The sequence below is a fragment of the Blautia sp. An46 genome, from assembly GCF_002161645.1.
In the GTDB taxonomy this organism is placed as follows: domain Bacteria; phylum Bacillota; class Clostridia; order Lachnospirales; family Lachnospiraceae; genus Blautia; species Blautia ornithocaccae.
This window is the reverse complement of the sequence record NZ_NFIF01000016.1, coordinates 1-12,717: the sequence shown is the minus strand read 5'-3', so window position 1 is coordinate 12,717 and position 12,717 is coordinate 1. Positions and strand designations below refer to the sequence as shown.

The 12,717-nt window shown below is 46.9% G+C and carries 7 protein-coding genes and 1 pseudogene; 5 read left to right on the top strand and 3 right to left on the bottom strand.

Features of this window, described 5'->3' with window-relative positions; genetic code table 11:
* The first annotated feature begins 72 nt into the window (after positions 1-72).
* From B5G00_RS12915 to B5G00_RS12900, 4 genes are all read left to right on the top strand, one after another.
* Positions 73-1,872, top strand: a complete 1,800-nt coding sequence (locus tag B5G00_RS12915; protein ID WP_087273396.1) for an Hsp70 family protein — start codon at positions 73-75, stop codon at positions 1,870-1,872.
* Positions 1,860-3,140, top strand: a complete 1,281-nt coding sequence (locus tag B5G00_RS12910) for a J domain-containing protein (protein WP_087273394.1) — start codon at positions 1,860-1,862, stop codon at positions 3,138-3,140. Before B5G00_RS12915 ends, B5G00_RS12910 begins: the two co-directional genes overlap by 13 nt.
* A 146-nt stretch (positions 3,141-3,286) precedes the next feature.
* Positions 3,287-4,888 carry a xylulokinase gene (locus B5G00_RS12905; protein ID WP_087273392.1) on the top strand — a complete coding sequence of 534 codons (1,602 nt, stop codon included), beginning with the start codon at positions 3,287-3,289 and terminating at the stop codon, positions 4,886-4,888.
* 193 nt (positions 4,889-5,081) lie between these two features.
* A complete protein-coding gene (locus tag B5G00_RS12900; RefSeq protein WP_087273390.1) occupies positions 5,082-6,152 on the top strand; it encodes an alpha/beta hydrolase in 1,071 nt (356 codons plus the stop codon).
* Between the two features lie 328 nt (positions 6,153-6,480).
* Here the strand turns inward: B5G00_RS12900 and B5G00_RS12895 are convergent, their stop codons facing one another.
* Complete coding sequence (locus B5G00_RS12895) at positions 6,481-7,230, bottom strand: helix-turn-helix domain-containing protein (protein WP_162613505.1); 750 nt, start codon at positions 7,228-7,230, stop codon at positions 6,481-6,483.
* A 269-nt stretch (positions 7,231-7,499) separates the two neighbouring features.
* Here B5G00_RS12895 and B5G00_RS12890 point away from each other — a divergent pair, with 269 nt between their 5' ends.
* Entirely contained in the window at positions 7,500-9,788 is a 2,289-nt protein-coding gene (locus tag B5G00_RS12890) for a glycoside hydrolase family 3 C-terminal domain-containing protein (protein WP_087273386.1), read from the top strand.
* Positions 9,789-9,968: 180 nt separating this feature from the next.
* Here B5G00_RS12890 and B5G00_RS12885 read toward each other — a convergent pair whose 3' ends face one another.
* The gene (locus B5G00_RS12885; protein ID WP_087273384.1) at positions 9,969-10,856 is read right to left on the bottom strand and encodes an alpha/beta hydrolase; all 888 of its coding nucleotides are present in this window, start codon (positions 10,854-10,856) and stop codon (positions 9,969-9,971) included.
* 77 nt (positions 10,857-10,933) lie between these two features.
* A pseudogene (locus B5G00_RS12880) lies at positions 10,934-12,598 on the bottom strand (glycoside hydrolase family 2 protein); the annotation flags it as partial.
* Positions 12,599-12,717 lie beyond the last annotated feature (119 nt).

Here is a 12,717-nt window from a genome sequence, read left to right as displayed (position 1 = left end):
TTATAAATGATGACATGGCCGGTTTTTGGCTGAAAAGCCGCCGGTATTAGAAAGACAGGAAGGGGGGATTTTATGTCATATCTTTTAGGCATTGACCTGGGAACTACCAATTCCCTGGGCTGCGTATATAAAGATGGAAGGATTCAGCTGATTCCCAATCGCTACGGTTCCTATCTTACGCCCAGCGTAGTCAGTGTAGATGAAAACCAGGAAATTATTGTAGGTGAAATTGCAAAGGAACGGCTTATTACCGCTCCTGAAAGAACGGCCAGTTCTTTCAAGCGGTTTATGGGAGAAGAGAAGACCTTTCATCTGGGAGGCCTTAACTTTACCCCGGAGGAACTGTCCAGTTTTGTGGTCCGCTCTATTGTGGAGGATGCCCAGGCTTATCTGGGAGAGGAAATTGAAGAGGTGATTATTTCGGTTCCTGCTTATTTTCACGATAAACAGCGGTACGCTACGAAAAAGGCCGGACTTCTGGCAGGAGTCCAGGTCCACAGACTGATCAACGAGCCCAGTGCGGCGGCTCTGGCTTCCTATATGGATAACGGAGAAGAGCAGCTGTTTCTGGTCTTTGATTTCGGAGGAGGAACTCTGGACGTATCCATTGTGGACTGCTTTGAAAATGTGGTGGAAATTGAGGCTGTGGCAGGAAATAACCATCTGGGAGGGGATGATTTCCATCAGATTATGGTGGAAGCCTTTCTGAAAGAGCATGGCATTCCAAAGGGTGATGTGTCCAAAAAGGATTTGGCGGTACTGGAAAGACAGGCGGAAAAATGCAAGCGGGAACTGAGCGACGCCCAGGAAAGCAGGATGACTGCCTGGATAAAGGGGCAGGAGTATACCAGTGTATATACCAACCGCCGGCTGGTGGAGGAAAGCGCCGGAATCTTCTATAAGATTAAGGAAGTGCTGAACCATGCGGTGAAAAGCGCCCAGATACGCCCGGAGGATTTGTCTGATATTGTTATGGCAGGAGGTTCCAGCAAGATGCCTGTTGTCACATCCTATGTATCTCATTTGTTCCACCGGGAGCCTCAGATTAATCTGAACAGTGATGAAATGATCGTCCGGGGATTGGGGTATCTCTGCGGCGTTAAGGCAAGGGAACAGTCGATCAAAGACTATGTACTGACGGATATCTGCCCATTTTCTCTGGGAACAGCCACCAAAAATGCCAGCGATGCCAGCAACCCTTATTTTACCCCCATCATTCCCAGAAATACCGTGCTCCCCTGTTCCAGAGTCCATAGATTTTACACGGCGGAAGACCATCAGAGACAGGTGACCTTCCCGGTGCTTCAGGGGGAACATGTCTATGCCAGAGACAACCGGAAACTGGCGGAGTATACCTTGACGGTTCCTGACGGTCCTGCGGGACAGGAGGCTTTGGATGTACGGTTTACCTATGATATTGACGGAATCCTTCTGGCGGATATACAGGTGGTCTCTACAGGCCATACTATCAGCAGCGTGGTGTCTCAGACCGTGGATGACGAGAGGCTCCAGGCCAGGATGAAGGAACTGGAGAAGCTGAAGGTACATCCCCGGGAGGTTACAGAGAACAAGCTTCTCCTTAGCCGGCTGATGACTCTCTGTGAGGAATGCCCTCCCAGCCAGAGGGAATATTTTGCAGGCCTTATCGCTCTTTTTGAGAAGGTTCTGGAAGAACAGAATCCCAGAAAGATTAAAAAATACAGGGAACAGATTCAGGACACCATTGATAACTTTTCCCTGGGGGAGGCTTTTGACGATTTTGATTTCTGGGGAGATTTTTATCAGGAAGAGGGAGAAGAAGAGAAGGAACAGGAGGAGAAGGCAGAAGAAGATCTGGATTTTATGGAGTTTAGCAAAAAATGGACAAATTAACAGCCCAAAAGGTTCTGGGCGTCAGCCCCGGAGTTTCGAAAAAGGAGATTAAGAAAGCTTATGCGGCAATGCTCCGTATGTATCACCCTGAGGATTATCCTCAGGAATTCCAGCGGATACAGGAAGCTTATGAGGTTTTGATAAAAGGAAACGGAGACGGCGGAGGTTTCTGGGAAGAAAAGGAAGCGGATATGGAAACCGGGGTTCCCCAAGAGAGACAGGAAGAAAGCCAGAATCAGGAAAGTGGATCCGGTACGGAGAGATCAAGCCAGCAGGAGAATGAAGAGGAGCCTGATCCAGAGGAGCCGGGACAGCAGGAACCGGAGCCTCTGAACTGGGAAGAATTGGAGCAGGAGGAATCTTTCCGCCAGGCAGGAGACAACTGGGAAACCTGGAAACGACAGCGGGAAGAGGAGCTTCGCAGGGAAGAAGAGGAAAGAAGGAAGTTTCAGGAAGAGGAAGCCCGCAGAGCCCGGCAGCAGGAAGAGCGTTACCGCAGGGCCAGACAGGAAGAAGAACTGAGAAAAGCCCGGGAGAAAATAGACTTTGAAAAGATTGAATGGAAGGCCCGGGAGGAAAAGAAGCTGAAAGACCAGGCTAATATAGCCCTGGCCCTCAAGGATCTGGAAATCATCCTTACCACAAATTCGAAAAAACACCGGCTGAAATGCTATGAGGATTTCTTTGCCAAAGAAGAATATAAAGACCTGCTTTTTGATACAGAGTGTGTGGAAGGAGTCTGCAGACTCCTGGAAAATACTCACCTGAAACGGGAAGTCTATGAGATTTTCGCCAGAGAATATCACATGCGAGAATATCAGCCTGAACAGTTAAAGCCCGGCGCCAGAAAGCTGTATCATATCCTGGATTCTCACTGTAAGTTTAAGAAAAAAAGACGTAAATATTATATTGGCGGATGGATTTTTGTAGCGGTATTGGCACTGCTGAGAAGTATGATGAGAGCTACAGACGACAACGACTGGTTCTACTTTCTGCTTGCTCTGGTGATAGCGGGCTTGTACTGGGGATACAGCCGCCTGCTGAAGTATTATTCCAGATGGCGAATACATGTGGTTTACAGTCTGCTGATCACAGTCAGTCAGTTTATCATGCTTATGGCAGAAGCCTATACGCCTCTTCTGGGAAATCAGGAGGCGGGAGATACCTTCGGGGCTTTGGTCTTTACCGGAGGGTGCCTGTATTTTCTGATAACAGTGGCTGCTTATATAATCACCAGAATCCTACATAGATTTAAGAGACATGGATAAGATCAGGAGAGGTAGGTCGACTTGTGAAAAAACAAGTAGAATAACAAGCATACAAGCACTATAATGTAAATTAGAATGTTAATAAAGTGTAAAGCTGTCCGCCGGGATGGGGACAGAATAAACCAGAAAAACAGGAGGGTATTTACATGAGCGCAGAAAAGAACAGAAAAACAATTCAGGAAGGTAGGGCGGTACTTGGTATCGAGCTTGGTTCCACCAGGATCAAAGCAGTGCTGGTCAACGAGGAGAACCAGCCTATTGCTTCCGGAAGCCATGAATGGGAAAACCAGTATGTAAACAATATCTGGACCTACAGCGAGGAAGCGATCTGGACAGGTATCCAGGACAGCTATCAGGACATGGCCAGAGATGTGAAAGAAAAGTACGGAGTGGAGATCACAAAGCTGGGAGCCATCGGCTTCAGCGCCATGATGCACGGCTATATGCCTTTTGACAAAGAGGGAAATCTTCTGGTGCCTTTCCGTACATGGAGAAACACCATGACAGAGAAAGCCAGCGAAGAACTGACAGAACTGTTTGCTTATCATATTCCTCAGAGATGGAGTATTGCTCACCTGTATCAGGCTATGCTGAACAAAGAAGAGCATGTAAAGGATATTACCTTTATGACCACTCTGGAAGGGTATGTGCACTGGAAACTTACTGGAGAGAAGGTTCTGGGAGTAGGAGAAGCTTCTGGTATGTTCCCGGTAGATATGAATATTAAGAATTATGATCAGAAGAGAATGGAGCAGTTTGAGAATCTGGCCGCTCCTTACGGATATCCATGGAAGCTCCATGAAATCCTGCCGAAAGTCCTTCTGGCAGGAGAAGAGGCAGGCCGCCTTACAGAAGAAGGGGCAAAACTTCTGGATACCACCGGAAAACTGGAAGCAGGGGTTCCTTTCTGTCCTCCGGAAGGAGATGCAGGAACAGGAATGGTGGCTACCAACAGTGTAGCCCAGAGAACAGGAAACGTATCTGCAGGAACCTCTGTATTCTCCATGGTAGTTCTGGAAAAAGAGCTGTCTAAGGTTTATCCGGAAATTGACCTGGTGACCACACCTACAGGAAATCTGGTAGCTATGGTACACTGCAATAACTGTACTTCAGACTTAAATGCCTGGGTGGGAATCTTCAGAGAATTTTCAGAAGCCATGGGCATTCAGGTGGACATGAACCAGCTTTTCGGTACCCTTTACAGAAAGGCTATGGAAGGGGATGCAGACTGCGGCGGACTGCTGGCTTACAACTACTTCTCCGGAGAGCATATCACCGGATTTGAAGAGGGACGTCCTCTCTTTGTCCGCACACCGGAGAGCAGATTCAATCTGGCAAACTTTATGAGAGTAAATCTGTTCACTTCTCTGGGCGCTTTAAAGACTGGTATGGATATCCTTCTGAGGGAAGAAGGCGTGAAACTGGACAAGATCCTGGGACATGGAGGTCTGTTCAAGACCAAAGGCGTAGGACAGAATATCCTGGCTGCAGCTATTGATACTCCTGTAACTGTTATGGAGACAGCAGGAGAAGGCGGCGCCTGGGGTATTGCGGTACTGGCTTCCTATCTGATCAATAAAGAAGAAGGAGAGACTCTGGAAGAGTATCTGGATAATAAAGTCTTTGCTGGACAGGAAGGCGTTGAAGTACAGCCGGATGAGAATGATGTCAAAGGCTTTGATGAATTTATGGTAAGATACAAAGAAGGTCTGGCCATTGAGCGGGCAGCAGTAGACCATCTGAAATAAAAGATAAACTGCAGGACCAGGGGGCTGCTGCATTAAGCGTATATCAGGAATATTTATACATTTTATGCGAATTTGTCGAGTATGGCTTTGAGACCATAGGCTCAAAGCAACGCAGACTGAGCAATAAAATGTATAAATATTCTCGATTTTATCTTAATGCAGCGGTCCCCTGGACTGATATGGGAGGAAGACTATGAATATAGAGAAGATCGTACTTAATGAGGAAAGAAATGTGACCCTTACTGCCTATATCCAAGAGACAGAGGGAAGGTTTGACTATATTGAGAAGCGTCCGGGAATGCTGATCATTCCGGGAGGGGGCTATCAGTACTGCTCTGAACGGGAAGCGGACCCGCCTGCCATGGCTTTTCTGAAAGCCGGGTTTCAGGTATTTATTCTCCAATACTCCATAGGCAAAGACGCCGCATGGCCAAATCCTCTGAATAACTATGAGGCAGCTATGGAGCTGATACAGTCAAAAGAGGGAGAGTGGAAGGTATACAAAGATAAGATTGCTGTTTTAGGCTTTTCTGCAGGAGGACATCTGGCGGCCTGTGGGGCCACGATGGCAGAACACAGGCCTGCAGCGGCTGTGCTGGGATATGCGGTAACCCTGGGAGACATGGTGAAAAACTGCGAAGAGACAGCTCCCGATGTGGTATCGGCGGTAGACAGACATACCTGTCCCTGCTTTGTTTTTGCCACCAGGGATGACAGCGTAGTCCCCATAGAAAACTCTCTGGAATTTGTAACCGCTCTGGCCAAAAACGGGGTTTCCTTTGAAACTCATATATACGCCTACGGACCTCACGGATTTTCCACAGGGGATACTTCCGTTCAATATAAAGATTCCCATCTGTGCAGCCGGGCGCCCCGGTGGACGGAAGACAGTATTGCATGGCTGAGGGATGTGCTGGGAGACTTTGGAGAGAAGACCATGACAGCCCCTGTCTGCCCAAAACATGTGACAGGAGACTATGACGACTACCTTTCTCTGGAATGTACCCTGGGCTATCTGCGGCATTGTGAAAAAGCCGCCCCTGTGATGGAGCCTTTCCTGAAATGGCTGGAAGAAAACCGGCAGCAGGTGGCAGACCACATAGGACCTGCCGCAGGAGAGATCACCAGAAGAGAAGGCATAGAGGGATTCTGGCTGATGACAGATAAACGCACCCTCCGGGAAATCCTGGGAAATACAGACCTGTCTTTGGAAGAGCAGGAAAGTTTGAGAAAAGGGCTGGAAAAAATTGAAAATTGCCCCTAAGGAAATATTGAGATTGTCCCGGCGCATCTGGGAAGGCGAGTTTTTTGGTAGTAAGCTATAAGGTACGGTGGCAGATTCAGAAAGCGGATTTATAACCGTAGGGCCTCGGCTGAAAGTACGGTTGCAGATTTGAAAAGTCGTTTTATAACCGTAAGAAACCGGCTAAAGATACGGTTGTAGACCCAGAAAATCGATTTATAACCGTAGGATCTTGGCTGAAAGTACGGTTGTAGATCCAAAAAGTCCCTTTATAACCGTAAGGAGCTACTTAAACTGCACGGATTAAAAATTATCAGGTTTATTATGGACTGTAAATTATAGACTGCCCTCAACTCTGAGACTTCCGGTACCTGCCGGGAGTCTTTCCTGTATATTCCCGGAATACCTTAATGAAATGGCTTTCGCTGGAAAAGCACAGGGCAGCACTGATTTCAGACAGAGGATAATCTGTGTACAGAAGCATGGACTTGGCAGTTTCCAGCCGCTCTTTCTGCACATAAGAAAGTGGACTCATTCCCGTCTCTTCCTTGAAGAGATGAGAAAGCCTTCCGCTGCTCAACCCGGAGGCGTCCGCTAACTGCTCCAGGGAAATCTTTTCCTGGATATGGCTGTGGATATAGTGGATGGCGCTGCGGATGGCTTTGGAATAGGGCGGTGATTCCTGCTTATGTTTTACGGCACTGACAAAATCTTTTAGAGCCCGGTTTCGAAGGCCTTCTATCTGAGAGACTGAGGTGCATTCTTCAGAGGTTTGAATATAGCTGTCGCTCATAGCGTAGGCCAGATCTTCAGGGACTCCTCCGTCCATAGCAGCTCTGGTGATCTGGGTGATAAAAGAGATAAAAATAATCTGCTCCTGGCGCAGAGGATTGGTACTAAGCTTTCCGGCCTGGCCGGTTTTATCTAAATTTTCCACACATTTTCTGGCCAGGACAAGATTTCCCATACGCACTGCTTCCAGCATGTCTTTTTCGTAACGGTAGGGAGTATGGGGAACAAAAGATTCCCTGGAGGCCAGGAGGATCTGCCGTGTTTTTTTGTCCAAAAAATCAAAATTATCTTTCTCAAAAATACTCATAATTTTTCTCCCAGAATGATTTTTCATAGAACTTTTATCAGATAGATACCCGATTCCGGTGATTCCCAACTTTGAACTGCTGTAGCAGGAAGCCCCCCTGCTTTATCTCCAGGGGCTTTCGGGTTTTGCATATTTAGGTAATCGTATCATTTATAGGATACCAGAAAAAATGCAGCATTTAAATAATAAAAACAGCAAAAACATGATATTTTTTTGCGGGGATTTGTGATAGCTTTAAGCCATAAAGACATTGCAAAGGAGCGATAGAAATGAAACGTGATGTAAAAGGGATTATCAGGGAAATGACCCTGGAAGAAAAGGCCGGTATGTGCTCGGGAAAGGACTTCTGGCATTTAAAAGGAGTAGAGAGATTGGGAATTCCGGAAGTGATGGTCAGCGACGGACCTCACGGATTGAGAAAACAGGCGGCAGAGGCTGATCACCTGGGACTGAATGAAAGTATCAAGGCCGTGTGCTTCCCTACTGCCTGTGCTACAGCATGCTCATTTGACAGAGATCTGCTGGAGGAAATGGGAGAGAGAATCGGTGATGAATGCCAGGCTGAGGACCTGTCTGTAATTCTGGGACCTGCAGTGAATATTAAACGTTCACCTCTCTGCGGAAGAAACTTTGAGTATTTTTCAGAAGACCCATACCTGGCTTCTCAGATGGCTGCAGCTCACATTAAGGGCGTACAGTCTAAAAATGTGGGAACTTCTATTAAGCATTTTGCAGCAAATAATCAGGAACACAGGAGAATGTCCTGTTCTTCAGAAGTAGATGAAAGAACTTTAAGAGAAATCTATCTGGCTGCTTTTGAAACTGCCATCAAAGAAGGAAAGCCGGATACGGTTATGTGTTCTTATAACCGGATCAATGGAGAGTTTGCTTCAGAAAACCACTGGCTTCTTACAGAAGTTCTGAGAGATGAATGGGGCTTTGATGGTTATGTAATGTCCGACTGGGGGGCAGTGAATGACCGTGTAAAAGGCTTAAAAGCAGGACTTGAACTGGAAATGCCTGCAAGCGGCGGCACTACAGATAAAGAAATCGTAGAAGCTGTAAAGAATGGAGAGCTGGATGAAGCTGTTTTGGACAGAGCTGTAGAAAGAATCCTGAACATTGTCTTCAAGTTTGCAGATAACCGTCAGGAAGGTAAATTTGACAAAGAGGAAGACCACAAGCTGGCTGCGAAGATAGAGGCAGAGTCTATGGTACTTCTGAAAAATGAGGGGGTACTTCCTCTTCCAACCCAGGGAAAGAAGATCGCTTTTATCGGAAAATTCGCAGAGGCTCCCAGATTCCAGGGCGGAGGAAGCTCTCACATCAATTCCTTCAAGATCACCGGCGCTCTGGAAGCTGCAAAAGAGGTGGCCCAGGTTACTTATGCTCAGGGCTATGACATTAAAGAAGACGTTATTGACCAGGATATGCTGAATCAGGCGGTAGAGACTGCAAAAGAAGCAGATGTGGCAGTTATCTTTGCGGGACTTCCCGATGCCTTTGAGTCGGAAGGATATGACAGAAGCCACATGAGAATGCCGGAATGCCAGAATACCCTGATTTCTGAAATCGCAAAGGTACAGGAAAATGTAGTAGTTGTTCTTCACAATGGTTCTCCAGTGGAAATGCCCTGGGCAGATGAGGTAAAGGGAATCCTGGAAGCTTATCTGGGAGGACAGGCTGTAGGCCAGGCAGAAGTAGATGTACTTTTCGGAAAGGCAAATCCATGTGGAAAACTGGCAGAGACAATTCCTTACAAACTTGCCGATAATCCATCTTATCTGAACTTCCCGGGAGATGGTCAGACAGTAGCGTATAATGAAGGGGTATTTGTAGGATACCGCTATTATGATACAAAAGAAATGCCGGTACGCTATCCCTTTGGATATGGCCTCAGCTATACCACTTTTGAATACAGCGACCTTCAGCTTTCAGCAGACAGGATTAAAGATACAGATACCTTAAAGGTTACCCTGAAAGTAAAGAATACAGGAGACAGAGCCGGAAAAGAAATCGTACAGCTTTATGTGGCAGACAAGACCGGAGCTGCCTGCCGTCCGGTGAAAGAACTGAAAAACTTTGTAAAGGTAGAGCTTCAGCCTCAGGAAGAGAAGACTGTGGAAATGGAGCTGGATAAGAGAAGCTTTGCATGGTACAATACCCAGATCCATGACTGGTATGCAGCTTCCGGAGAATATGAAATCCTGGCAGCAGCTTCCTCCAGAGACATCCGCTTAAAGAAAACTGTATATGTAGAAAGCACTACAGAACTGCCTATCCATGTACACATGAATACAACTATCGGAGAACTTCTGGAAAATCCAAGGACAAAAGCTGTAATTGAGGGAATGACAGACAGTCTTATCCAGCATATGGGCGGCTCTTCAGGCGATGAAGAGGAAGAAAGCGCAGCTTCTGAAGCAATCAGCAAGGAGATGTCCCTGAAGATGATGGAGAATTCTCCTCTCAGAACTCTGAGAAGCTTTATGGGAATGAGTACCGGAGAAATTCAGGAACTGATCGTGAAGCTGCAGGCAGCGGCAGATAACAAATAACATTTTATATGGCAGAGGAATATATGCCCCGAGCCTGTCAAGCAAATGCTATTTTGGCTCCTGAAGAATAAAAAGAAAGAATCCCCCCAGGATCTCTGCTTATTTATACCAGCAAGAGGCCTCTGAGGGGATTTTCTTTTTTATACGATCTTAGAACTTTGGCTTTTCCAATTTTTCTGTTCAGCAGAAACTCAGAAAGAATGCGCACTCTTCGTCATTGCATTTCTTTGCATCTTCTGATTTCATATTGCAGTGAAATACATGAGGAAGGAGATTGTCTTTATCTCCATAAAAGTGATACTGGAAGGGCACGCTGCACCGGGTCAGGGCAGAGGCCATCAGGAGGGTGGGCTCCTTTAAGAAATCTCCTGTGGCCGTCATAAGAAAGACTGGAGGGAAGTCCTCTGTCACATGGGAAACCACGTTTAGAAGTTCCAGCTCTTCTTTGGTGCCCTTCCGAGGAAGGTAGTCAGCCATCAGCGCCAGGGTCTGTTCATTTGGAGAGAGCTGCTCTGAGTCTACCACATAGGCGCCGCAGTTGAGGGCTACAGCCTGAGGAGCGAAGCCCTGGGGAGTCTGGAAACTGTATTTCCGGGCATATTCTTTATTGGTACATATTGCACAGTAGAGGCCAAGGATATTTCCTCCTGCAGAATCCCCTACTCCAAAAATATGGCGGGTATCAAAATCATATTCTTCCTGATGAGCAAATACCCAGGAGAAGACCAGGTTTGTGTCTTCTAAAGGCGCCGGATATTTAAACTCCGGTGCGAGGCGGTAGGTGAAGTTTACAACTGCAAATCCTCTTTGGGCCAGGCTCATGCAGTAATACTGATATCGCTCCTTATCTCCATATACCCAGCCGCCGCCGTGGACGCTGACGATGACAGGGAGTTTTTCCCCTGCTCTGTCCTTTGGCCGGTAAACGTCCAGTACCTGCCATTTGGGGTCAGAACCATAGAGAATATCGTCATACCGAATCACATCTTCAGGGGTTGTCAATCCGGCGTCCCGGATATCATCTCCTTCTTTAAAACTTTTCCGAATAAAATCACTTACTGCTGACATTTCTCCATCCCTTCCTCTCTGAAAATCTTAATGTTCCGAGAAGCCTATGGACCTCTCGGAACATCGCTTTTATACTCTTAACGTCCGATATCGTATACGCTGCGGACTCGGAGGCCTACAGGCTCTCCTCTTAAAATTTTTACTCTTCGTTCTCCGCCGTTCATATCAAAATAGTTGTCTTCCAGAACAAGATCCTCCTTTTCATTGAGAATCTCCACGCTTTTTGCATAGGAAGAAGCTTTTACTACCAGTTCATCTCCATCTACCTGAACCTGAAGCTGAGGGTCTACATAGTGGAAATATTTAGGGTAGGAGAAGATGACGGTCCCGGAAGAAAGAATATTTCCATTTTCTTCTACATGATAGCTTACATATTCCTCAAACAAATCGGCTTCTGGAAGGAGCACTTTATCCAGCCAACAGGCAGAGAGGGGAGCTACGGTGATTTCCTGGGATTCTTCCCGTATCACAGATGCGTCGGCTTTTCTCAGAGCCCATTTTACTGTGAGATGTTTTTCCTCTTTTGTCTCATTTGCCACATTTAAGCGGATAGACTTTTCAAAGGCAAAATGCTGGTGGTTCATATCTGCAGAAGCAGTCATCCAGTTCTGCTCTTCACAGGAGATCATTACCGGAGCAAAGAACCGCTTTGCATAGTAGTGAAGAGCCTTCCACCGTCCGTAGTAGTCGATAGAAGACCAGGAAGTTACGGGCCAGCAGTCATTTAACTGCCAGTAAACTGCACCCATACACTGTCCCCGGTTTCTCCGGAAGTGCTCTACTCCATAGCGGATGCCGTCTGCCTGAAGAAGCTGAGAGGCATATACCAGGGAGGAAAAATCGTAAGGGTACTTGTAGGTCTGCTGGAGGTAATACAGGATTTTTCCGTTGGCAGCGTCATTTCTCTGATGCTTTTCCATTACATAGGAGAAGATGTTCCAGTCCTGAGGATCATCGCTGATTCCCTCCTCCACTGTTTTGACCGAAGGGAAGGCCTGGAATCCGAACTCAGAAAGATAGCGGAAACCGTACTTTCTATATTCGGAGAACGGTTTGTTTCCGTGCCATACCTGCCAGAAATGCACGTCTCCCCGGTTGGGGTCCTGGGGATCGTCGAAGGAGCCCCCTGAAGAAGGGCTGGAGGGCCAGTAAAAGGTTTCCGGGTCGTATTTCTGGAGAACTTTGGGGATGATGCGCTCAAACATGAAAAGATAATCCCGGACCTCAGATGGTTTAGAAACCCACAGTCCGTCTTTGACAAAGGACTCCATTTCATTATTGCCGCACCACAGGCCCAGACTGGCATGATGGCGGAGGCGTTTGATATTGTCTATAAATTCCCGAGTGATATTTTCTTCAAATTTGGCTGTAAGCTCATAAACGGAGCAGGCAAACATAAAGTCTTCCCAGACTACCAGGCCCAGCTCATCGCAAAGGTCAAAGAATTCGTCGTCGGGATAGTAGCCGCCGCCCCATACACGGATACTGTTGAAGTTGGCCAGTCTGGCATCCTCCAGGAGCCGGCGGCGCTTCTGGGAGCTGAGCCTTCCAAGAAGGTGTTCTTCAGGAATGTAATCTCCGCCCATGGCAAAGTATTTTACGCCATTTACCATGTGGGCAAAAGATTCGCCCCACTGGTCTTTTTCTACACACATGGTCATAGTCCGAAGGCCGATCCTCCGGCTCCAGGTATCCAGTACTTCTCCTTTATACAGCAGGTCAAGGGTTACCTGGTACAGGGGCACGACGTACGCATGAATCTTTTTCCTCCCTCATTTAAAAAAATTGACTTTTTAAAAATTCAAAACCTGCTCCAAAAACTCTTCCGGATTCATGCTGATCACAAATCGTTTCTTTTTCA